Below are 22,683 nucleotides of genomic sequence, written 5' to 3'. Positions count from 1 at the left end.
GATTTACCAATAGGGGACACGGTGTGTTCCCTATTTTAAAAAATGTTCCAAACAGCTACATATACACATAAACGTAGCAAAACGATTAAACAGGAATAAATGGAGGTTTCTATGACTACAGCGCGCTATCGACGTATTGTATTAAAACTGAGTGGAGAAGCTCTTAGCGGGGAAAATGGGTTCGGAATTGAGCCTCGTGTTATCAAGTCGATCACTAAACAAGTGAAGGAAGTAGCTGAATTAGGTGTAGAAGTGGCAGTCGTTGTCGGCGGCGGCAATATTTGGCGCGGTAAAGTCGGCAGTGAGATGGGGATGGATCGTGCCAATGCTGATTATATGGGAATGCTTGCAACGGTTATGAACTCTCTAGCGTTGCAAGATAGCTTGGAGAATATCGGCATACCTACAAGAGTACAGACTTCTATTGAAATGAGACAGGTGGCTGAACCGTATATTAGAAGAAAAGCGATCCGCCATTTAGAAAAGAAACGTGTCGTGATCTTTGCTGCCGGTACAGGTAACCCTTACTTCTCTACAGACACGACAGCTGCTTTAAGAGCGGCTGAAATTGAAGCGGACGTTATCTTAATGGCAAAAAATAATGTAGACGGCGTTTATTCAGACGACCCTAAAATAAATGAAGATGCGAAAAAGTACGATAAAGTATCTTATTTAGAAGTCCTAAATGAAGGTCTTGGGGTTATGGATTCAACAGCATCTTCATTATGTATGGACAACGACATCGATTTACTGGTATTCTCTATTACAGAAGAAGGTAACATTAAGAAAGCCGTAATGGGCGAAAATATTGGAACGATCGTAAGGGGGAAATAATCATGTCAGACTCTGTAATTAACGAAACGAAACAACAAATGGAGCAAGCCGTTCAGGCATTTTCTAGACAATTAGCTACTGTAAGGGCAGGAAGAGCTAACCCATCTTTACTAGATAGCGTATACGTCGATTATTATGGCGCAGCTACGCCTCTAAACCAATTGGCTCAAGTATCAGCACCAGAACCACGCTTACTTGTGATTACTCCTTTTGACAAAACAGCGATTTCTGAAATTGAAAAAGCGATTCAAAAGGCTGACCTCGGTTTAGCACCTTCAAGTGACGGAAATGTCGTAAGAATTAATATTCCGGCACTAACGGAAGAGCGTCGTAAAGACTTAGTAAAAGTTGTAGGCAAATATTCTGAAGAAGCTAAAGTTCAAGTTCGTAACATCCGCCGTGATGCGAATGATCAACTGAAAAAACTTCAAAAAGACGGAGATCTAACGGAAGATGATCTTCGTGCATCGCAAGATGATGTTCAGAAAGTAACAGACCAAAATATCGCTGAAATCGATAAATTAGCAAAAGCTAAAGAAGCAGAAATGATGGAAGTTTAAGTTCAATCACTTTGGCTGTGTACCTGCTCTATCATCCTTCTACTGCGTAACATTTCGTAAGTTTATAAAGCCGCACTGTTGCTGGATGGCAGTGCGGCTTTTGTTTTGCCATGCAATAGTAATGCTTTATCTTTTGTCTTCATAGAATCCTTTGCGCTTTTCTTAAATCCTCTTTAAGAGAACGGGAGCATGTTGTAGGATAATAGTATATAATAATATAATGGAGCCACCGAACTGGAGGATTATTCATGCCAATCAAGTTTCCATTTTCAAAAAATAAAAAAGAAACGATAAATAGAACCCTTGGTTTAGATTATGATCATATTCCAAAACATGTAGCGATCATAATGGATGGAAATGGTCGATGGGCAAAAAATAGAGGTATGCCTCGAATAGCCGGTCATAAAGAAGGAATGGGAGTCGTAAAGAAGATTGTACGTCATGCCTCTGATCTTGGTGTACAAATCTTAACATTATATGCGTTTTCTACAGAGAATTGGAAACGGCCAAAAAACGAAGTGGACTTTTTAATGAAGCTTCCTGTTGATTTTCTAGGTACATACTTACCTGAATTAATCGATAGAAACGTTCAAGTACAAACGATAGGGGATGTAAGCCTCCTGCCTGCTCATACGCAAAAAGCAATAAAGGATGCCATTGAGAAAACCTCTGACAATGATGGACTCATTTTAAACTTCGCATTAAATTACGGCAGTCGCTACGAGATGGTACATGCTGTTAAAGAAATTGCGGAAAACGTGGAAAAAGGTGTCATTTCGGCCTCGGATGTAACCGAGGAGATGTTTACCTCTCACTTGTATACATCCAAATTGTTAGAACCAGATTTGCTGATTAGAACCAGCGGAGAGCAAAGACTGAGCAACTTCTTACTGTGGCAGCTTGCATACTCAGAGTTTTGGTTCACAGAAGTATTTTGGCCTGACTTTGATGAAAGCCATTTTGAAAAGGCTCTGTATGATTATCAAAATAGGAAGCGTCGTTACGGCGGAATATAAGGTGTGAATGTATAATGAAACAAAGAACTATTACAGCAGTCGTTGCAGTACTCATTTTTCTACCCATAGTCATTTTAGGTGGTCTGCCGTTTCAGCTGTTTGTCTATTTAATTGCAAGTATTGCTATTTTTGAGTTAATGAGAATGAAGAAGATCGCCAGATATTCAATTGCCTCTGGGATCACGTTATTGCTCATGTGGTCTCTTATGTATAAGGAAGATATGTTTGGAGGGTACAACCTCCCGATTACGAAAGCAGAAATCACCTTACTAGCTGTTTTGGCACTGCTAAGCTATACAGTACTTGTCAAAAACCGTTTTACATTTGATGATGCTGGATTTCTAATTATCTCCGCTTTTTACGTTGGAATGGGTTTTTATTATTTAATCGAAACGAGAGCCGCTGACTTAGAGTATATTTTTTATGCTTTGTTTGTCGTCTGGGCTACAGATACAGGAGCTTATTTATTTGGACGTGCCTTCGGCAAAAGGAAGTTATGGCCTCAAATTAGTCCAAAGAAAACAATTGAAGGTTCTGTAGGCGGGATTCTACTAGCGTGCGTCGTAGCTTTTATTTTTCAGCTTGTCGAACCTGTGCATTCTTCAATGATTGTCGTATTACTCGTTACGGTGCTAATCTCGGTGGCTGGTCAAGTAGGAGACTTAGTAGAATCAGCGTTTAAACGCCATTACGCGGTTAAGGATTCCGGTAAGATTTTACCTGGTCACGGGGGAGTGCTCGACCGATTTGACAGCTTAATTTTCATGCTGCCGATTTTGCACTTAATAGGATTTATCGCCAGCTGACGAGAAGTGTAGAAAGAAGTTGTAATCTGGGGGAATGAGGATGAAGCAAATTGCATTATTAGGAGCAACAGGCTCCATCGGGCTGCAGACGCTCGATGTACTAAGAGCACACAAAGAAGAATTTTCTTTACACGCGATGGCTTTTGGCAGAAATACAAAAGAAGCTGTACCACTCATTCAAGAGTTTAACCCGGCGATTGTAGTCGTTCAAGATGAGGATACTAAACAAAAACTAGAACGCGAAATTGACCACTCTACGATTTTAAGTGGAAGTGGAGGTTTAATTGAGGCAAGTGTTGCCGATTCTGTTGATGTAGTAGTCAACGCCGTAATGGGCAGTATTGGTCTCCCCGCAACTCTTAAAGCAATTGAGGCAAAAAAATCCATTGCGATTGCAAACAAGGAAACTCTTGTAACTGCAGGCCATTTAGTCATGGAAGCTGCTCATAAGCATGGCGTAGAGTTACTGCCAGTGGACAGTGAGCATTCCGCGATCTATCAGGCTTTAAACGGAGAAAACGCCAAAGACATTTATAAATTAATCATTACGGCTTCAGGTGGAAGTTTTCGAGATAAAAAGCGCGAGGAATTAGCCGGGGTTACAGTTAAAGATGCTTTAAACCATCCCAACTGGAGTATGGGTGCTAAAATTACGATTGATTCCGCTTCTATGATGAACAAAGGATTAGAAGTTATTGAAGCCCACTGGCTGTTTAATGTGCCTTATGATAAAATCCATGTTATTCTTCATAGAGAAAGTGTCATTCATTCGATGGTAGAATTTGTTGATCGCAGTGTGATGGCCCAACTTGGTACGCCAGATATGAAAGTACCTATTCAATACGCACTCACTTACCCGGATCGTTTAGACTTGCCGATGACGAAACAACTCGACCTAGAGGAAATAGCCACATTACATTTTGAAAAAATGGACATGGAGAGGTTTCCTTGTTTACGAATGGCATACGAAGCAGGGCGTACAGGTGGTTCGATGACGACAGTTTTAAATGCGGCAAATGAAGAAGCCGTCCGACTGTTTTTAAATAATGACATTTCATTTCTGGAAATTGAGCAGCTCATTGAACAAGAACTGACGAACCACCAAGTTATTCATACCCCTGACTTATCAACCATACTATCTATAGACAAGACTACTAGGGAAAGAGTACGTAGCCATTTAAAATAAAAGGAAGGTGCTTCATTTGACTACAGTGATTGCGTTTATACTCATGTTCGGCTTACTCGTGTTTGTGCATGAGTGGGGGCATCTCATTTTTGCCAAAAGGGCAGGGATGCTTGCTAGAGAATTTGCAATCGGTTTTGGGCCGAAAATCTTTGCTTTTACGAGAAACGAAACGCTTTATACCATTCGTTTGCTTCCAATTGGCGGTTATGTAAGAGTAGCCGGGGAAGATCCTGAAATTATTGAATTAAAAGCTGGACACCATATTGGTTTAGAATTTAATGAGACAGGAAAAGTTAGCAAAATCATAGTAAATAATAAGTCCAAGCATCCGCATGCTCGGGTCATTGAAGTGGAGAAAGCCGATTTGGATCATCGACTTGTCATTGAAGGTTACGAAATTGACGAAGAAGAAAAGCTATTCTTCGAAGTAGACCCTAAAGCAATGTTTGTAGTGGATGAGAAAGAAACACAAATTGCCCCATATAATCGGCAATTTGCTTCCAAATCGGTTCCACAGCGAGCGATGCAGCTGTTTGCCGGTCCACTGATGAATTTTGTGCTGGCGATTATCCTTTTCATGATCTTAGGTTTTATTCAAGGGGTTCCTGCTGAAAAAGCCTTAATCGGAGAAGTACAACAAAATTCACCTGCAGAACAAGCTGGATTGCAATCAGGCGATGAGGTAGTTGCAGTTAATAACGAAAGTGTAAATACATGGGAAGAGTTTACTTCAATTGTGAGAGAACACCCTGAAGAAGAAGTATCGCTTACGGTAGCGAGAAATGGACAAACAGATGAAATTGCAGTGACGCCGAACAAGCTCGAAGAAGGCGATGTAGAGATTGGTCAAGTTGGCGTAGCTCGGGCATTTGAAGATTCATTTGCTAAAAAGCTTACCTTTGGATTTACTCAAACCTATGAGTGGGGAACGCTTATACTGACAAATCTAGGCATGCTTGTAACGGGGCAGTTCTCTCTGGATATGCTCTCGGGACCGGTAGGTATATATGATGCCACTGACCAAGTTGTTCAAACCGGTTTAACGAACTTTGTGATGTGGACAGCGATATTGAGCGTAAACTTAGGGATTATTAACTTGCTCCCATTACCAGCATTAGACGGTGGACGCTTACTGTTTGTAGGATTAGAAGGTGTTCGTGGAAAGCCGATTGATCCACAAAAAGAAGGAATCGTTCATTTTATTGGATTTGCACTACTGATGTTATTAATGCTAGTGGTAACATGGAACGATATTCAAAGGTTATTCCTTTAAATTAAGGGCTGGGAGCAATGGGAGAAGACAGCTCTCAACTTGCTTCTAGCTTCTTTTTTATTTCTATAAAAAAACTGAGGTGGACAAAATGAAACAAAGCCAAATGTTAATACCAACCTTAAAAGAAAACCCTGCAGATGCTGAAATAAAAAGTCATCAATTGCTTGTTAGAGCAGGATACATAAGACAAATTGCGTCAGGTGTATACAGCTTTTTACCTCTTGGCAGACGTGTTCTAAGAAAAGTAGAAGACATCGTACGTGAAGAGATGGATAAGGCTGGAGCTCATGAACTAATGATGTCTGCTTTGCAGCCGGCAGAGCTTTGGAAAGAAAGCGGCAGATGGAATACGTATGGATCTGAACTCATGAGGCTGCATGATCGTCACGAACGTGAATTTGCCTTAGGAGCTACGCATGAAGAAGTGATTACAAGCCTTGTACGTGATTCAATTAAAAGCTATAAGCGTTTACCTCTGATGGTTTATCAAATTCAAAATAAGTTTAGAGATGAAAAGCGTCCGCGATTTGGACTTCTTCGTGGAAGAGAATTTCTTATGAAGGATGCTTATTCATTTAACGAATCGTTTGAAAGCTTAGACGAAAGCTACGATCAAATGTTTCGTGCCTATTCAAATGTATTCTCTAGATGCGGGTTAGACTTCCGTGCAGTCATTGCAGACTCTGGTCAAATGGGAGGTAAAGACACCCATGAATTTATGGTTCTTTCTGAGGTTGGTGAAGATGTAATCGCCTATTCAGATACTTCTGATTACGCAGCGAATATTGAGATGGCACCAGTAGTGATGACTTATGAATCATCTGATGAAACGGAAAAAGAACTAGAAAAAACGGCAACTCCAGATCAACGAACGATGCAGGAAGTTGCAGACTACCTGGGGCATGGACTGGCTGAAGGATTAAAATCTATTATGTTTAAGGTAGACGAACAATTTGTTATGGTTGTGACACGCGGTGATCACGAAGTAAATGATATCAAACTTAAAAACTTCTATGATGCTGATATTGTAGAATTAGCCTCAGAAGAAGACACTCGTCAATTATTGGGGACTGGATTTGGCTCACTCGGACCTGTTAATGTTCCAGAAGACGTAGAAGTGGTAGCAGATTATGCTGTTGAAAAGCTGGCAAACGTGACGTGTGGAGCAAATGAAGAAGGGTATCATTATGTTAATGTTAATCCCGGTCGTGATTTTAAAGTTAAAGCCTATACGGATTTACGTTTTATTGAAGAAGGAGATCCTTCGCCAGATGGACAAGGCAACATTAAATTTGCACGCGGAATCGAGGTAGGGCACGTATTTAAATTAGGTACGTTCTATGCAGAAAATATGAACGCTACTTATTTAGATGATCAAGGTAAGTCTCAAACAATGGTGATGGGATCTTATGGTATCGGGGTGTCTCGTACATTAGCCGCTATCGTGGAACAATATCATGATGAACGTGGAATTACTTGGCCTTCCCACATTGCGCCTTATCAAGTGCATGTGCTGTCATTAAATCCTAAAAAGGAAGAACAAAAAGAATTGGCTGATGAATTATATGAGCAGCTGCAATCAACCGGGATCGAAGTTTTATACGATGATCGTAAAGAAAGAGCAGGGGTAAAGTTTGCGGACAGCGATCTTTTCGGTATCCCATTGCGTATTACAGTTGGAAAACGAGCAGGCGAAGGGATTGTCGAAGTAAAAGAGCGTCAATCCGGCAAGCAGGATGAACTTGAGCAAACGGCTGTTATTGATTTTGTTCGTCAATGGTTTTCTAAAGAATAAATAGGATATTAAATACCCTTGCTTATGTGAACGAGCAAGGGTATATTTGTACGGGAATGAAAATTCCTTAATGAATTTTACTATAAGGATCACTGAATCCGGAGAGGAAGGAACAACATTGGATGTGAGTAATCAAGACAAGATGCACTATTTGCTGGAACAAATCCAATTTCCTCATGATTTAATGCAACCGCACTTTGAAAATAGTAAGCTTGAAAAACTTACGGTCTATAAATCTGAAAAAAAGTGGCATTTTTTATTTCGTTTACAGAAACCATTGCCGCCTTCTGTCTATCAACTTTTTACAAGTAAACTCCAAAGCACGTTTCATTCACTCGCTTCTATTGACTGGACAATTGAAGCAACTGAGAACACAATGACGACGGAAGATGTTTGCGAGTATTGGCAAAACTTCATTCAATCATTAACTGATTTGTCTCCTGGCTATAAAGACTTACTGTTAGAACAAGTTCCAGAAGTGAACGGGAATAAGATTATGTTAACTTGCAGGAACTTAGCAGAAAGTCATGCGGTTAAGAAGAAGCTGGAAACGCCGTTACAAAGCTTTTGTGTACAATCCGGGCTTCCGGCTTTAATGCTTAACACGCGGGTGAAAGAAGAACAGGAAGAGCTGAAGAAATTTCAAGAAGAACGACAAAAGGAAGATAAATTGCTTGTTCAAAAAGCTGTAAAAGATCAAGAGGAACGAGCAAAAGAGAAAGAAGATCAGAAACCGAAAGGCCCCCTTGAAATTGGTTATAAGATTCAAGAAGATGCTGAGCCGATGGAAACACTTCTTGAGGAAGAACGCCGTAAAACGGTCCAAGGCTATATATTTGATGTTGAAATTAAGGAACTGCGTTCTGGCCGTCACTTACTTCTTCTAAAAGCAACTGACTATACGGATTCATTTTCCATTAAGATGTTTTCTCGCGGCGACGATCACCCCGAACTCTTTAAGCAAGTCAAAGAAGGCATGTGGATTAAAGCACGCGGAAGTATTCAAACAGATAACTTCACGAGTGAATTAACGATGATGGCAAACGATATTAATGAAGTAAAACCTGAATTAAGAAAAGACGAAGCGCCTGAAGGTCAGAAAAGAATCGAACTTCATGCTCATACAACGATGAGCCAAATGGATGCCCCGGTATCTGCATCACGTTTAATTTCCCACGCAGGGAATTGGGGACATGAAGCGATTGCCATTACGGATCATGCGGTAGCCCAGGCTTATCCTGAAGCCCATGCGGCCGGTGAGAAAAACGGGGTTAAGATTATCTACGGAATGGAAGCGAATTTGGTGGATGACGGAGTTCCTATCGCTTATGAGGAGCAGGATCGCGATTTAGCAAGTGATGTGTATGTGGTATTTGACGTGGAAACTACTGGTCTATCTGCTGTTTACGATAAAATCATTGAGCTGGCCGCTGTTAAAATTAAAGACGGTGAAATTATTGATCGTTTTGAATCATTTGCTAACCCGCACCAGCCTCTATCCCAAACGACAACAGATCTAACGGGGATTACAGATGATCATGTAAAAGATGCTCCCGAAATTGAAGATGTGTTGAAAGACTTTCACCAGTGGATGGATAACGATATCCTAGTAGCTCATAATGCAAGCTTTGATATGGGATTCTTAAATGCCGGGTTCCAGCGTATCGATTTAGGTAAAGCAGTAAACCCTGTGATTGACACGTTAGAACTGGCTAGATTTCTAGTTCCAGAATTAAAAAACCACCGTTTAAATACGCTTTGTAAACATTTCGATATAGAGCTCACTCAGCACCACAGAGCGATCTATGACGCGGAAGCGACTGGTTATTTACTATGGAAGCTTGTAAAAAAAGCGCTCGAAAGAGGGATCAGCAACCATAAAAATTTAAATGATTACATGGGTGAAGGAAAAGCTTATCAACGTTCCCGCCCGTCACACGTCACATTGTTAGCTGCAAATACAACGGGTTTAAAGAATATTTACCGGCTCGTTTCTGAATCTCACGTGAATTACTTTTATCGCGTCCCGCGAATTCCTCGGTCTCGGTTATCGAAGCTTAGGGAAGGAATTCTTATAGGGTCAGGCTGTGATAAAGGTGAAGTCTTTGAAGCAACGATGCAGAAGTCTGAAGAAGAAGCAGAGAAAGTAGCAGAGTTTTATGATTTTATTGAAGTTCAGCCTGCAGGTAACTATTATCACTTGCTAGAAAAAGATTTGGTTCAAAATGAAGCTCAAATTTATGATATTTTAAGAAAAATAGTAACGATAGGCGAGCGTTTAAACAAAACAGTTGTAGCTACTGGTAATGTTCATTATTTGGAGCCTCATGATAAGCAGTACAGACAAATACTCATTTCTTCACAGAACGGAAATCCTTTAAATCGACAAACGTTGCCGGACGTTCATTTTAAAACAACCAAAGAAATGATAGATGAATTTTCGTTTTTAGGTGAAGAGAAAGCAAAAGAGATTGTCGTCTCTAATACTCATGTGATTAATGATCAAATTGATGTCATTACACCCGTTAAAGATGATCTTTATACGCCTAACATTGAAGGGGCAGACCAGGAAATTAGAGAAATGTCCTACAATAAAGCGAAGAGCTTATATGGGGACGAACTTCCTGAACTAGTAGAGAAACGATTAGAGAAAGAACTGGATAGTATCATTGGGCATGGATTTGCTGTTATCTACCTCATCTCCCAAAAGCTCGTAACAAAATCATTGGAAGATGGCTATCTGGTTGGTTCTCGTGGTTCAGTAGGTTCTTCATTTGTAGCCACTATGACAGACATCACGGAAGTTAACCCGCTCCCGCCGCATTATGTATGTCCTAACTGTCGTCATCATGAGTTTTTTACAGATGGTTCTGTGGGAAGCGGTTTTGACTTACCTGAGAAAGACTGTCCTGAATGCGGAACCGCTTATAAAAAGGATGGACAAGATATTCCATTTGAAACCTTCCTCGGTTTCAAAGGAGATAAAGTTCCCGATATTGACTTGAACTTCTCTGGAGAATATCAACCTCAAGCCCATAACTATACAAAGGTATTGTTCGGAGAAGAAAACGTGTACCGTGCAGGAACGATAGGTACAATTGCCGAGAAAACGGCATACGGCTATGTCAAAGGGTATGCAGGCGATCATCAACTGCAATACAAAAACGCTGAAATTGATCGACTTGTTCAGGGATGTACAGGTGTCAAACGAACAACAGGGCAGCACCCTGGTGGTATTATCGTTGTTCCTGATGATATGGATATCTTTGATTTTTCACCTATCCAGTTCCCGGCAGATGATACGAAATCCGAATGGAAAACGACACACTTTGATTTCCACTCCATTCATGATAACCTGCTGAAACTTGATATACTTGGACACGATGATCCCACTGTGATTCGGATGCTGCAAGACCTAAGCGGAATTGATCAAAAGGAAATTCCAGTTGACGATGCAGAAGTGATGAAAATATTCAGCGGGCCAGAAGCTTTAGGAGTAACAGCTGATCAAATCATGTGTAAAACAGGAACACTTGGAGTTCCAGAGTTTGGTACACGCTTCGTTCGTCAAATGCTTGAAGATACAAAACCTAAAACGTTTGCCGAACTCGTTATTATTTCCGGTCTGTCCCATGGAACGGACGTATGGCTGGGTAACGCAGAGCAGTTGATCAATGACGGTATTTGTACATTGCCTGAAGTGATTGGATGCCGAGATGATATTATGGTTTACCTTATGCATAAAGGGTTAGATCCTTCACTCGCATTTAAAATTATGGAATTTGTGAGAAAAGGTAGAGGCCTTCAAGACGAGTGGATCGAAGAAATGAAGAAACATGGAGTGCCTGATTGGTACATTGATTCTTGTAAGAAAATCAAGTACATGTTCCCGAAAGCTCACGCCGCCGCATACGTTCTTATGGCCGTGCGAATTGCATACTTTAAAGTTCATTATCCAATTTATTTCTATGCTGCTTATTTTACTGTTCGAGCCAGCGACTTTGAGCTTGAAACGATGATTAAAGGATCCGATGCGATCCGCAAGCGGTTAGAAGAGATTCAGGCAAAAGGCTTAGATGCTACACCTAAAGAGAAAAACTTAATGACCGTGCTTGAAATCTCGTTAGAAATGTGTGAACGAGGCTATGGATTTAAACCTGTGGACCTTTATGAATCTAGTGCGACTGACTTTTTAGTTGATGGCAATCACTTAGTTCCTCCGTTCAATGCTGTAGATGGATTAGGTACAAATGCCGCCATCAACATCGTGAATGCCAGGAAAGAAGGAGAGTTTCTTTCTAAGCAGGACCTTCGTGAGAGAAGCCGTATTTCTAAGACAGTACTTGAATATTTAGACTCTCAAGGGTGCTTGGAAGGGATGCCAGAAGAGAACCAGCTTTCTCTGTTTTAGGTCGTATTGCATTATAACGGAAACTGTGGTATATTTTTTATGGTGACAAGAGCGATAAGAACGGCCGAAAGAGTGGGGAAACCCACTCTTTCGTATATTTTAGGAGCATGTTCATTAACATTTTCTTGGAAGCCGCTATGAGTAATCATAGCGGTTTCATTTCGACGCTATTTAATCTATGATGTGATGAAGCAAATATATATGATATTAGCTCAAGGAGGGATTCCAGTTGAGTCAAAACGTTACAGCAGTAACACAAGAATTAGTCGAACCTATATTAGAACAAATGAACCTTGAATTGGTTGATGTGGAGTATAAAAAAGAGGGAAAGAATTGGTTTTTGCGTGTATTCATCGACAAGCCCGGCGGGGTGGACATTGAGGAATGTGGACAAGTTTCAGAACAGCTTAGTGAAAAATTAGATGAAACGGATCCCATTGAAGGTGCTTATTTTCTTGAGGTTTCCTCTCCTGGAGCTGAAAGACCTCTTAAAACCCAAGCAGATTTTAATAAGTATGTTGGTGAGCACATCTATGTTAAATTATACGAACCTATGGATGGCGAGAAAGAATTCGAAGGAACGTTGGTAAGTTTCGAAGATGAGACAGCCACCATTGAAATTCGTATTAAAGCACGCAAGAAGCAATTACAAGTACCGTTTAACAAAATTGCCAAAGCCAACTTGGCGGTAACTTTTAATTAAGGGGGATAAACTGTTGAGTAGTGAACTATTTGATGCCATGAATTATTTAGAAAAGGAAAAGGGCATTGACAAGGACTTGCTGTTAGAGGCTCTAGAAGCAGCTCTTATTTCAGCTTATAAGAAAAACTTCAACTCAGCCACGAATGTTCGTGTGGATATTAATGAAGAAGAAGGCAGCATGAAAGTATTCGCAAGAAAAGTCATCGTGGAAGAAGTTATGGATCCGCAGCAAGAGATTTCTCTCGAGGAAGCGAAAGAAAAAGATCCAAACTATGAAGAAGAAGATGTCATTGAGGTGGAAGTTACACCTATGGACTTCGGAAGAATTGCTGCTCAAGCTGCGAAGCAGGTTGTTACGCAGCGCGTACGTGAAGCAGAACGCGGTATTATTTACGGCGAGTACGTGGATCGTGAAGAAGATGTTATGACAGGTATCATCCAGCGAAAAGACCCTCGTTTTGTCTATGTGAACTTAGGAAAAATTGAAGCCAGGCTTCCTGAAGGCGAACAAATGCCGACAGAAGTATATGAGGTTCATGACCGTCTTAAAGTTTTCGTCACAAAAGTCGAAAACAGTAATAAAGGACCGCATATTTACGTTTCCCGGACCCATCCTGGTTTACTGAAGCGATTGTTTGAAATGGAAGTTCCGGAAATTTATGATGGTACAGTAGAAGTTCGTTCTGTAGCACGTGAAGCTGGAGATCGTTCAAAAATTTCTGTATTTGCTGAAGATCCGGAAGTAGATCCGGTAGGTTCTTGTGTAGGACAACGCGGTCAGCGTGTTCAAGCAATCGTCAACGAGCTGAAAGGGGAAAAGATTGATATTGTACAATGGTCTGAGGACCCTGTAGAGTACGTATCTAACGCTTTAAGTCCCTCTAAAGTAGTTGAAGTCCTCGTAGATGAAGATGAAAAAGCTACCACTGTAGTTGTTCCTGATTACCAACTATCACTAGCCATAGGAAAAAGAGGGCAAAATGCTCGCCTGGCTGCTAAGCTGACAGGATGGAAGATTGATATTAAGAGCGAAAGTGAAGCTTTAGAAGAAGGTATTATTACTGAAGAATCTGCTGATAATGATACAGATGTTGAAGATATTACGGAAGATTAAGGAGGGGGAGCGATGGCCCGTTCCAAGAAACAACCATTACGAAAATGTGTGGTTACTCAAGAGATGAAGCCGAAGAAAGAGTTAATCCGTGTGGTTCGAAACAAAGAAGGAGAAGTTTTTGTTGATCACACGGGAAAACAAAATGGACGAGGTGCTTATGTTTCAAAAAGTCTTGATGTCATCGATCAGGCCGAACAAAAGCAATCATTAAATCGTCATCTAAATACTCAAGTTGATGCTTCGATCTACCAAGATTTAAGAAAAGCAGCAGAGGAGTCTTCTTCATGAGCCAATACCTTAATCTTTTAGGTATTGCTCTTCGTGCGGGAAAACTGACGCTGGGAGAAGAACACATCGTTAAAGATATACAAAACAAACGAGCAAAGCTTGTATTGATTGCAAATGATACAGGTAAACAAACGAAAAAAAAGCTAACAGATAAATGTAGCTTTTATCATATACCCTGCTATATGGTGGATGATCGTGAAACTCTTTCACATGCCATAGGAAAGTCAGGGAGAGTCGCGATCGCAGTTCTTGACCAAGGATTTGCGAAAAAGTTGCAATCGCTGCTCGATGAATCTATTCGGGGGTGAACGTATGAGTAAAATGCGCGTATATGAATATGCCAAAAAGAACGAACTTTCTAGTAAACAGGTAATTGATAAATTAAAAGAGTTAAATGTTGAGGTTTCCAACCACATGTCAACAGTAGAGAATGACGTGAAAGGTAAATTGGACCAAGCCTTTAATAAAGGGCAGGCTCAATCGAAGCCGGCAAACGAAAAACCTGCTGCAAACAAACAGAAAAGCCAGCAGCCTAAAGGCAAAAATAATCAAAAAGGCAACAAGCCAAACAAGAAAAACCAACGTCCTCAACAAAAGCAGCAAGGAGGACCAAAAAACGATAAGCCTAAACAAAAACAAACACCTGAAAAGATTACTTATACTGGCTCTCTTACAGTAAGTGAACTGGCTCAAAAGTTGAACAAAGATGCAACAGAAATTATTAAGAATCTTATGGTGCTTGGTGTAATGGCAACGAAAAACCAGGATCTAGATCCAGATTCAATTGAATTAATCTGTGCAGAATATAACGTTGAAGCAGAAGAAGAAGTAGTTGTAGATGAAACGGATATTGAGAATTTAACTGTAGAAGATGCACCAGAAGATCTACAAGAACGTCCGGCTGTCGTTACAATTATGGGACACGTAGACCATGGTAAAACAACACTTCTTGATTCCATTCGTCATACAAAAGTAACAGAAGGCGAAGCTGGCGGAATTACGCAGCACATCGGTGCTTATCAGGTTGAGGAAAACAATAAAAGGATTACTTTCTTGGATACACCAGGGCACGCAGCCTTTACGAGCATGCGTTCACGTGGTGCTCAAGTTACGGATATCGCCATTCTTGTGGTGGCAGCGGATGACGGGGTTATGCCTCAAACGCGTGAAGCAATTAACCACGCAAAAGCAGCTGAGGTTCCAATTATTGTAGCTGTTAATAAAATGGATAAAGAAGGTGCTAACCCTGAGCGTGTTATGCAGGAATTAATGGAATATGAATTGATTTCTGAAGAATACGGCGGAGACACTATTTTTGTTCAAATGTCTGCCGTGAAGGGCGAAGGTATCGATGATTTACTTGAGATGATTGTATTAGTCTCAGAAATTGAAGAGTTTAAAGCTAATCCAGATCGTCCGGCGTTTGGTACAGTTATTGAAGCAGAGCTTGATAAAGGACGCGGTCCTGTAGCTACCTTGCTTGTTCAAAACGGTACACTTAATGTCGGAGATGCCATTGTAGTAGGAAACACGTTCGGTCGTGTTCGTGCTATGGTAAACGATTTAGGCCGCCGCGTGAAAACGGCTGCGCCATCTACTCCTGTAGAAATTACAGGTTTAAACAATGTACCTCAAGCCGGAGATCGCTTCCTCGTGTTTGAAGACGAGAAGAAAGCTCGTTCCATTGGGGAAGCACGTGCTCAGAAACAGCTTGAAGCAGATCGCGGCTCCACAGCAAGAGTCAGCCTTGATGATTTGTTTAGTCAAATTAAAGAAGGCGAAATTAAGGATATTAATCTCATCCTTAAAGGTGATGTTCAAGGTTCTGTTGAAGCATTAGCCGGCTCGCTTGAAAAGATTGAAGTAGAAGGCGTAAAAGTAAAAATTATACACACAGGTGTCGGAGCTATTACTGAATCCGATATTTCCTTAGCTTCCGCTTCAAATGCGATCGTCATTGGTTTTAATGTTCGTCCAGACGGGAATGCTAGAAAAGCAGCAGAGTCTGAAGACGTTGAAATTCGTCTGCATAACATCATTTACAAAGTGATGGAAGAGATTGAAGCAGCGATGAAAGGGATGCTTGATCCAGAATATGAAGAAAAAATTATTGGTCAAGTGGAAGTACGTGAGATCTTCAAGGTTTCTAAAATCGGTACAATTGCTGGTTCATACGTAACTGAAGGTAAGATTACCCGTAACTCTGGAATTCGTGTAATCCGTGATGGCGTCGTTATTTATGAAGGTGAAGTTGATGCGCTTAAACGTTACAAAGATGATGCAAAAGAAGTAATGCAAGGGTATGAATGTGGTATTACTGTGAAGAACTTTAATGACTTAAAAGTAGGCGACATTATCGAGCCATATATTATGGAAGAGATTGAACGCACATGATTTTGAGTGCTGAGGTGGAGTGTTTTGTATATGAAGCCCAGTCCTTAAAGCAGAAGCGATCCGTTCTTAAAAGAATTCAAACAAGGTTAAGTAACGAGTATAACGTGGCGGTCAGCGAATTAGATTTTCAAGATTTGTGGCAGCGAACGTGTATAGGGATTGTTACGATATCTAGTAACAAAGTTATTGCTGAACAAACGATGCAGCAAGCCTTAGCCTTGATTGATTCTTTTCCAGAAATAGAACGGACGAACACTTTAACAGAATGGTTGTAATGTTGTGGTTGAAGAGGTGAAAAGATATGAACGATTTACGTGCAAACCGCGTCGGTGAGCAAATGAAGAAAGAATTAACTGATATTATCAGCAAGAAAATTAAAGATCCAAGGGTTGGGTTTGTCACTGTTACAGAAGTGAAAGTAACAGGTGACTTGCAACAAGCTAAAGTCTTCATTTCTGTTCTTGGAGATGAAAAGCAAAAGCATGATACCCTTGTTGGGCTCGCGAAGGCAAAAGGTTTTATCCGTTCAGAAATTGGTCAGCGAATTCGACTGCGAAAAACACCGGAAATTACATTTGAATTTGATGAAGCCATTGAACGTGGAAATAGAATTGAAACCATTCTTAAAGATTTAAACGATACTGAAAACTAATCAAGCCTTTAGCTAGACATTAACCATTAAAATCCGTGCTGTTCTTGCACGGATTTTTTAATGGATGATCTTTAATTGAAGGGGTGGCAACGAATGAACGGGATTTTACCATTGTGGAAAGAAAAAGGATTTACCTCACATGATTGTGTCAGTAAAGCAAGAGGGATGTTAAAAACAAAGAAAATCGGTCATACAGGCACTCTAGACCCTGACGTTGAAGGGGTGTTGCCTCTCTGTATTGGCAAAGCAACTAAAATTGTTCCTTTCTTAACGGACACGGAAAAAGTGTATGAAGCTGAAGTCACTGTAGGCCGTTCGACAGAGACAGAAGACGCTTCAGGAGCTGTAATCGACCGTCAGTCTGTCACAACAACTCCCTCAAAACAAGAAATCGCAAACGTTATTCAACAGTTTGAGGGACAAATTACCCAAATCCCTCCTATGTATTCGGCTGTTAAAGTAAAAGGGAAACGTTTATACGAATACGCTCGCGATGGAGAAACTGTTGAGCGGCCTGTTCGCTCTGTTAACATTCATAAGATCCAACTGCATGAAAACTCCATTACTTCCTTAGGTGAAGCATTTACTTTTAAGATCACAGTGACTTGCTCAAAAGGAACTTACATAAGGACGCTTTGCGTAGATATCGGGAAAGCCTTAGGGTATCCAGCTCATATGTCGTCTCTCGTTCGTTCACGAACTGGAGACATAGACAAAGCACAATGCTATACATTTGCTCAATTCCAGCAATTCGTGGACGCTGGTAATGTAGAACAAATGATTCTGCCAATGGGCAGAGGCCTCAATCATTTAAATGAGCTGCAGATCAATGAAGATCAACGTTTTGCGTTTGAGCATGGCCAAGTTCTTGAGAAACCAAGCGATGACGTGAATGATCCATTTGTTGTAAAATATAAAGATGAGGTCCTGGCTATTTATCAGCAGCATCCTACTAAACCTGATAAAATAAAACCGATAAGAGTATTTTGATTTAAAGCAGGTGACAATCAATGAAAATAATCCATTTGAGCGAAAAAGATATATCGCAGTCTAAACAGGTTTCTCCTTGCACACTAGCTGTTGGTTTTTTTGATGGGATTCATAGAGGTCATCAGCGTGTAATCTTAACAGCCAAACGTAAAGCCGTAGAGCTTGGTATACAAAGTGCCGTTATGACGTTCGACCCGCACCCTTCTGTCGTGTTAAATCATAGTGTGAAACATGCAAAATATATAACGCCACTGGCCGAAAAAGAGAGAATCCTGAATAACGCAGGCATCGATACTTTATTTGTTGTCCATTTTGACAAATCGCTAGCATCTTTGTCTCCAGAGCAATTTGTGGAGAAATTCTTTGTGTCTCAAAACGTTCAACATGTAGTGGCGGGGTTTGACTTCACGTTTGGTTTTAAAGGCAAAGGAACGATGAAACTTCTTCCCGAATATGCCAGAGCCCGGTTTACAACGACGACCATTGAGCAGGTTTCTGAAGATGGGGAAAAGGTAAGTTCAACTAGAATTCGAGATCTACTAGCTGAAGGTGACATCGCACTGGTGAATCGTTTACTGGACCGTCCATACCGAATAACAGGAGAAGTTGTCACAGGAGATCGACGAGGCCGGACAATTGGCTACCCTACTGCAAATTTAAGTTTGAACAGTGAATATTACATGCCTAAAGCAGGCGTGTACGCGGTTAAAGTAATCATTGCGAACCAAGAGTATAAAGGGATGGCTAACTTAGGTTTTAAACCTACATTTAACGATGGAAAAGTAAAGAATCTTGAAATTCATATCTTCGACTTTAATCAAGATGTATATGGGCAGGAAATAGCGGTCGATTTTTACAGACATATTCGCAGTGAAGAAAAATTTAATGGAGTAGATGAGCTTATTAGCCAGCTTAAGAATGATGAAGTAAAGTCTCGTGAAATTCTAGCTTCTCTATAAAGAAGAATGAGTAAGGAACAGACGAAGTTCTACTTTGCCCTTGCATTTTAGTCATAAAAATTGTACTCTTGAATATGGAACCTTCGCTTGGCGGAACGTATCTCCGACGTCCGCTCGGGGAAAGGGAATTCTAAATATTTATAGGAGGTGTAGCTATAATGGCTATCACACAAGAACGTAAACAAGAACTAATTAACGAGTACAAAACTCACGAGAATGACACAGGATCTGCAGAAGTTCAGATTGCTGTTCTAACTGAACAGATCACGAACTTAAACGATCACTTGCGTACACACAAGCAAGATCACCATTCTCGTCGTGGATTGCTTAAAATGGTAGGTAGACGCCGTAACTTGCTTAATTACCTACGTAATAAAGACATTACACGTTACCGTGAGTTAATTAAGAGCCTTGGCCTACGTCGCTAATGTAACTAGAAAAAGCGGGAGTTGATCCCGCTTTTTCTGTATGTTTACATAAAATTAAGTGTAAACTGTGAAATAGAAACGACTTTATTAACAGTGAGTGAGAGGAGTTAAATACTTTATGGCAGAAGAGAATCAAGTGTTTTCTATAGAAGTATCAGGACGAACCTTCTCTGTAGAAGTTGGTGAGCTGGCTAAACAAGCTAGCGGCGCAGCCATGATTAAATATGGCGATACGTCCGTTCTTTCTGCAGCTACAGGTTCAAGAGAGCCTAAAGACTTGCCGTTCTTCCCGTTGACGGTCAACTATGAAGAAAGACTTTATGCAGTAGGGAAGATACCTGGAGGATTTATTAAGCGAGAGGGACGCCCAAGTGATAAAGCCGTACTGGCTTCACGTTTGATTGACCGCCCTATTCGTCCATTATTCCCAGATGGATTTAGAAACGATGTACAAGTGATTAGTACTGTGATGAGTGTGGATCAAGATTGTTCTACTGAAATGGCCGCTATGCTGGGCTCATCGATTGCTTTAGGAATTTCGGATATTCCATTTGGAGGACCTATTGCTGGTGTAGTTGTGGGGCGAGTAAACGGAGAATTTATTATTAATCCTACGGTGAAACAGCAAGAAGAGAGTGACATTGATTTAACTGTAGCTGGTACAAAAGATGCCATCAATATGGTGGAAGCAGGAGCACTTGAAGTTTCTGAAGAAGACATGCTTGAAGCAATCATGTTAGGACACGAAGAAATTAAACGTCTTGTCGCTTTCCAGGAAGAAATTATTGAAGCTGTTGGAAAAGAAAAAATGGATGTTCAGCTATTTGACCTTGATCAAGAATTAAAAGACAAGGTTGAAGGAGAAGCCAGACAACCATTAGTTGCAGCGATCAAAACTGAAGAGAAAAAAGCTCGTGAAGAAGCCATTGACGAAGCGAAGAAAGCGATCGTTGAGTCTTACGAAGAGTTAGAAGCTGATGAAGATACGATTAAACAAGTAAAATCTATACTTGATAATATCGTAAAAGAAGAAGTGCGCCGTTTAATTACGAAAGATAAAATTCGCCCAGATGGCCGTGGCGTAGATGAAATTCGTCAGTTATCTTCAAGAGTGGGAATTTTACCTAGAACTCACGGCTCTGGTTTGTTTACACGTGGACAAACTCAGGCGCTTAGTATTTGTACATTGGGAGCACTAGGCGATGTTCAAATTTTAGATGGATTAGATTTAGAAGAATCTAAACGCTTTATGCACCATTACAATTTCCCTCATTATTCCGTTGGGGAAACTGGACCAATTCGTGGACCTGGCCGTCGTGAGATCGGACATGGTGCTTTAGGAGAACGCGCTCTTGAAGTCGTTATTCCATCTGAAAAAGCATTTCCATATACCATTCGACTTGTATCAGAAGTGTTAGAATCAAATGGTTCAACATCTCAAGCCAGTATTTGTGCAAGTACATTAGCTATGATGGACGCTGGCGTACCTTTAAAAGCGCCTGTAGCAGGAATTGCCATGGGACTTGTTAAGTCTGGAGACGATTACACGATTCTTACTGATATTCAAGGCATGGAAGACTTTTTAGGTGATATGGACTTTAAAGTAGCCGGAACTGAAAAAGGGATTACGGCTCTGCAAATGGATATTAAGATTGAAGGACTTTCACGCCAAATTCTAGAAGAAGCGCTTGAACAAGCGAAGAATGGCCGTATGGAGATTTTAAATTCCATGATGGCAACACTTCCAGAATCCAGAAGTGAACTTTCTCAATATGCGCCTAAGATCATGACCATGAAGATTAATCCAGATAAAATTCGTGACGTTATTGGACCGAGCGGAAAACAGATTAATCAAATCATTGATGATACTGGCGTGAAGATTGATATCGAACAAGACGGAACAGTTTTCGTATCTTCAACAGATGCTGAGATGAACAAAGTAGCTATGAAGATTATAGAAGATATCGTTCGCGAGGTAGAAGCAGGAGAAGTTTACGATGGAACAGTTAAACGCGTAGAGAAATTCGGAGCGTTTGTAGAACTGTTTAAAGGAAAAGAAGGACTTGTCCATATTTCTGAACTTGCGGAAGAACGTATCGGAAAAGTAGAAGATGTTGTTTCCGTTGGCGATTCAATTAAAGTTAAAGTTAAAGAAATTGATAAGCAAGGAAGAATCAACTTATCAAGAAAAGCAATTCTCATTGATGAGAAAAAAGCGAAAGAAACAAGTGAGTAATAAAAACAGAGACTGGTCAGCCAGTTTCTTTTTTTATGCTTTTTTACCCACATTGGATTTTATGCCCCTAGTATAAGGTCGTCCTTATTTGCATACATTCTACTAAAGGGGGGGATAAATGTGCGTGGATTCATTCAATTACTAGCTGCTGTGCTTCTTCTAGCCATAATTCTAACGGTTCCTAATTATCCCTCATCAATACCAACTTCTACTTCATCCTCCTTATATAACACGATTAAAGAAAAGCAGAAAGACTATTACATCCCGCCCGAAGACGCTCGAATTGATAAAGTTTGGAAAAAAACACCTGGCTTAAACGGGAAAAAAGTAAACATCGATAAATCGTATCAAAACATGAAAAAGGACGGAAAATTTATAGAGCGTAAACTTGTTTATGATCATGTATCTCCAAAGACTTCACTTGAAGATTTGCCGCCTTCTCCCATCTACCGCGGACATGATCAAAAAGATATGGTCAGCTTTCTTATTAATGTTTCATGGGGAGAAGAGTATATTCCCGATATACTTAAAGTTCTTAGTGATCATGACATTAAAGCAAATTTTTTTATAGATGGGGCATTTGCTCAACGACATAAACAGCTCGTAACCATGATAGTAGAAGACGGTCATATTATAGGAAGTCACGGTTATAATCACCCTGATTTTTCGAAAATGGATGCCCTCTCCACAGAAGCGAACCTTCAACGAACGAATGATATTTTAAAAGCCTTTACAGATAAAGAAGTTGAGTGGTTTGCTCCACCGTCCGGAAGTTTTTCTGACATTACTGTAACTACAGCGGATAAATTAAACCTTGAAACGATCCTATGGTCTGTCGATACAATTGATTGGAGAAATCCTACGAAAGACGTTCTCATTCATCGCGTAACAACTAAGGTTCACAATGGAGCGACCATTCTAATGCACCCAACTGAAGTTACCTTATTAAGTTTAGAGGATCTTATTACTCAACTAAAAAAAGATTATAAGATTGTTGATTTCCCGCAATTAATTAGCGAGAAGCGGTAAAGGGGGGCA

The 22,683-nt window shown here is 40.5% G+C and carries 20 protein-coding genes; all 20 read left to right on the top strand.

What is annotated here, in order from left to right; all coding sequences use genetic code 11:
• The first annotated feature begins 111 nt into the window (after positions 1 to 111).
• A complete protein-coding gene (gene pyrH / locus IEV27_RS03430) occupies positions 112 to 834 on the top strand; it encodes a UMP kinase (RefSeq protein ID WP_188376047.1) in 723 nt (240 codons plus the stop codon).
• 2 nt (positions 835 to 836) lie between these two features.
• Positions 837 to 1,394 carry a ribosome recycling factor gene (frr, locus tag IEV27_RS03425; RefSeq protein WP_188376046.1) on the top strand — a complete coding sequence of 186 codons (558 nt, stop codon included), beginning with the start codon at positions 837 to 839 and terminating at the stop codon, positions 1,392 to 1,394.
• A 248-nt stretch (positions 1,395 to 1,642) separates the two neighbouring features.
• Positions 1,643 to 2,410: an undecaprenyl pyrophosphate synthase gene (uppS, locus tag IEV27_RS03420; RefSeq protein WP_188376045.1), complete on the top strand. Its 768-nt coding sequence runs from the start codon at positions 1,643 to 1,645 to the stop codon at positions 2,408 to 2,410.
• A gap of 14 nt (positions 2,411 to 2,424) precedes the next feature.
• A complete protein-coding gene (locus IEV27_RS03415; protein WP_188376044.1) occupies positions 2,425 to 3,216 on the top strand; it encodes a phosphatidate cytidylyltransferase in 792 nt (263 codons plus the stop codon).
• A 40-nt stretch (positions 3,217 to 3,256) separates the two neighbouring features.
• Positions 3,257 to 4,402: a 1-deoxy-D-xylulose-5-phosphate reductoisomerase gene (gene dxr, locus IEV27_RS03410; RefSeq protein WP_188376043.1), complete on the top strand. Its 1,146-nt coding sequence runs from the start codon at positions 3,257 to 3,259 to the stop codon at positions 4,400 to 4,402.
• A gap of 16 nt (positions 4,403 to 4,418) precedes the next feature.
• A complete protein-coding gene (rseP, locus tag IEV27_RS03405) occupies positions 4,419 to 5,675 on the top strand; it encodes an RIP metalloprotease RseP (protein WP_188376042.1) in 1,257 nt (418 codons plus the stop codon).
• A gap of 88 nt (positions 5,676 to 5,763) precedes the next feature.
• Entirely contained in the window at positions 5,764 to 7,470 is a 1,707-nt protein-coding gene (locus tag IEV27_RS03400) for a proline--tRNA ligase (protein WP_188376041.1), read from the top strand.
• 118 nt (positions 7,471 to 7,588) lie between these two features.
• A complete protein-coding gene (locus tag IEV27_RS03395; RefSeq protein WP_188376040.1) occupies positions 7,589 to 11,881 on the top strand; it encodes a PolC-type DNA polymerase III in 4,293 nt (1,430 codons plus the stop codon).
• Between the two features lie 229 nt (positions 11,882 to 12,110).
• Positions 12,111 to 12,584 (top strand): ribosome maturation factor RimP, encoded by a 474-nt coding sequence (gene rimP, locus IEV27_RS03390; RefSeq protein WP_188376039.1) that lies wholly within the window; start codon positions 12,111 to 12,113, stop codon positions 12,582 to 12,584.
• A gap of 13 nt (positions 12,585 to 12,597) precedes the next feature.
• Positions 12,598 to 13,698 (top strand): transcription termination factor NusA, encoded by a 1,101-nt coding sequence (gene nusA, locus IEV27_RS03385; protein WP_188376038.1) that lies wholly within the window; start codon positions 12,598 to 12,600, stop codon positions 13,696 to 13,698.
• Between the two features lie 12 nt (positions 13,699 to 13,710).
• Positions 13,711 to 13,986 (top strand): RNase P modulator RnpM, encoded by a 276-nt coding sequence (rnpM, locus tag IEV27_RS03380; protein WP_188376037.1) that lies wholly within the window; start codon positions 13,711 to 13,713, stop codon positions 13,984 to 13,986.
• Positions 13,983 to 14,294, top strand: coding sequence for a YlxQ family RNA-binding protein (locus IEV27_RS03375; RefSeq protein ID WP_188376036.1), 312 nt, complete (start codon positions 13,983 to 13,985; stop codon positions 14,292 to 14,294). The genes rnpM and IEV27_RS03375 overlap by 4 nt, the downstream gene beginning before the upstream one ends.
• Before the next feature lie 4 nt (positions 14,295 to 14,298).
• A complete protein-coding gene (gene infB / locus IEV27_RS03370) occupies positions 14,299 to 16,380 on the top strand; it encodes a translation initiation factor IF-2 (protein ID WP_188376035.1) in 2,082 nt (693 codons plus the stop codon).
• A complete protein-coding gene (locus IEV27_RS03365) occupies positions 16,377 to 16,655 on the top strand; it encodes a DUF503 domain-containing protein (protein ID WP_188376034.1) in 279 nt (92 codons plus the stop codon). The genes infB and IEV27_RS03365 overlap by 4 nt, the downstream gene beginning before the upstream one ends.
• A 26-nt stretch (positions 16,656 to 16,681) precedes the next feature.
• On the top strand, positions 16,682 to 17,032 hold the full coding sequence (rbfA, locus tag IEV27_RS03360; RefSeq protein ID WP_188376033.1) for a 30S ribosome-binding factor RbfA: 351 nt from the start codon (positions 16,682 to 16,684) through the stop codon (positions 17,030 to 17,032).
• 93 nt (positions 17,033 to 17,125) lie between these two features.
• The gene (truB, locus tag IEV27_RS03355; protein WP_188376032.1) at positions 17,126 to 18,022 is read left to right on the top strand and encodes a tRNA pseudouridine(55) synthase TruB; all 897 of its coding nucleotides are present in this window, start codon (positions 17,126 to 17,128) and stop codon (positions 18,020 to 18,022) included.
• A 20-nt stretch (positions 18,023 to 18,042) separates the two neighbouring features.
• A complete protein-coding gene (locus tag IEV27_RS03350; protein ID WP_188376031.1) occupies positions 18,043 to 18,981 on the top strand; it encodes a bifunctional riboflavin kinase/FAD synthetase in 939 nt (312 codons plus the stop codon).
• Between the two features lie 158 nt (positions 18,982 to 19,139).
• The gene (rpsO, locus tag IEV27_RS03345; protein ID WP_188376030.1) at positions 19,140 to 19,409 is read left to right on the top strand and encodes a 30S ribosomal protein S15; all 270 of its coding nucleotides are present in this window, start codon (positions 19,140 to 19,142) and stop codon (positions 19,407 to 19,409) included.
• 118 nt (positions 19,410 to 19,527) lie between these two features.
• The gene (pnp, locus tag IEV27_RS03340; RefSeq protein ID WP_188376029.1) at positions 19,528 to 21,645 is read left to right on the top strand and encodes a polyribonucleotide nucleotidyltransferase; all 2,118 of its coding nucleotides are present in this window, start codon (positions 19,528 to 19,530) and stop codon (positions 21,643 to 21,645) included.
• Between the two features lie 120 nt (positions 21,646 to 21,765).
• Positions 21,766 to 22,674, top strand: coding sequence for a polysaccharide deacetylase family protein (locus IEV27_RS03335; RefSeq protein WP_188376028.1), 909 nt, complete (start codon positions 21,766 to 21,768; stop codon positions 22,672 to 22,674).
• The last annotated feature ends 9 nt before the right edge of the window (positions 22,675 to 22,683 follow it).

Origin of the sequence: Halobacillus andaensis (assembly GCF_014636475.1) — a bacterium.
GTDB classification, from domain to species: domain Bacteria; phylum Bacillota; class Bacilli; order Bacillales; family Halobacillaceae; genus Halobacillus_A; species Halobacillus_A andaensis.
This window is presented reverse-complemented; position numbering and strand designations above follow the sequence as displayed.

Bases quoted from the DNA above. Each gene is read 5' to 3' on its own strand.
- pyrH (WP_188376047.1), top strand. From the start codon at position 112: ATGACTACAGCGCGCTATCGACGTATTGTATTAAAACTGAGTGGAGAA.
- frr (WP_188376046.1), top strand. From the start codon at position 837: ATGTCAGACTCTGTAATTAACGAAACGAAACAACAAATGGAGCAAGCC.
- uppS (WP_188376045.1), top strand. From the start codon at position 1,643: ATGCCAATCAAGTTTCCATTTTCAAAAAATAAAAAAGAAACGATAAAT.
- IEV27_RS03415 (WP_188376044.1), top strand. From the start codon at position 2,425: ATGAAACAAAGAACTATTACAGCAGTCGTTGCAGTACTCATTTTTCTA.
- dxr (WP_188376043.1), top strand. From the start codon at position 3,257: ATGAAGCAAATTGCATTATTAGGAGCAACAGGCTCCATCGGGCTGCAG.
- IEV27_RS03400 (WP_188376041.1), top strand. From the start codon at position 5,764: ATGAAACAAAGCCAAATGTTAATACCAACCTTAAAAGAAAACCCTGCA.
- rnpM (WP_188376037.1), top strand. From the start codon at position 13,711: ATGGCCCGTTCCAAGAAACAACCATTACGAAAATGTGTGGTTACTCAA.
- IEV27_RS03375 (WP_188376036.1), top strand. From the start codon at position 13,983: ATGAGCCAATACCTTAATCTTTTAGGTATTGCTCTTCGTGCGGGAAAA.
- infB (WP_188376035.1), top strand. From the start codon at position 14,299: ATGAGTAAAATGCGCGTATATGAATATGCCAAAAAGAACGAACTTTCT.
- IEV27_RS03365 (WP_188376034.1), top strand. From the start codon at position 16,377: ATGATTTTGAGTGCTGAGGTGGAGTGTTTTGTATATGAAGCCCAGTCC.
- rbfA (WP_188376033.1), top strand. From the start codon at position 16,682: ATGAACGATTTACGTGCAAACCGCGTCGGTGAGCAAATGAAGAAAGAA.
- truB (WP_188376032.1), top strand. From the start codon at position 17,126: ATGAACGGGATTTTACCATTGTGGAAAGAAAAAGGATTTACCTCACAT.
- IEV27_RS03350 (WP_188376031.1), top strand. From the start codon at position 18,043: ATGAAAATAATCCATTTGAGCGAAAAAGATATATCGCAGTCTAAACAG.
- rpsO (WP_188376030.1), top strand. From the start codon at position 19,140: ATGGCTATCACACAAGAACGTAAACAAGAACTAATTAACGAGTACAAA.
- pnp (WP_188376029.1), top strand. From the start codon at position 19,528: ATGGCAGAAGAGAATCAAGTGTTTTCTATAGAAGTATCAGGACGAACC.